Source organism: Photobacterium sp. R1, from assembly GCF_054600795.1.
Window position 1 is genome coordinate 1 of record NZ_BAAHZP010000261.1, and the last position, 344, is coordinate 344.

General features: G+C 55.8%; 1 protein-coding gene. It reads right to left on the reverse strand.

All coding sequences use genetic code 11. The features are described 5' to 3' along the window. Window positions 1-344, reverse strand: a 344-nt coding sequence (locus ACYP03_RS24950) for an aminotransferase class I/II-fold pyridoxal phosphate-dependent enzyme (protein WP_459782518.1), incomplete at both ends; no start/stop codon positions are given.

Below are 344 nucleotides of genomic sequence, written 5' to 3' on the forward strand. Positions count from 1 at the left end.
AGTGCCTCTGACTCACTGGTCAGTACGGAATTAACGTCCAGCCCCTGATATGGCTGTATGTTGAGTGTTTGTAACTGATAGCCCTGCCAGTCAATGATCTTGCGCATCTGGGTGTAGCCAGGCTGCTCCATCAGGATCCTGTCACCCCGATTGAGCGTTGCCAGCAGGGCAAGTGACAGCGCCTGCTGTGCCCCGGCGGTAATAATGATCCTGCTGGGATCGCAGTGAACCGATCGGCTGGAGGACAGATAATCTGACAACGCCTGTCGCAGCACGGCTAATCCTTGCAGATCCTGATTCCCCATCAGCGACTGCCGGCCGGCGTGGCGTTGCAATAAACTTTG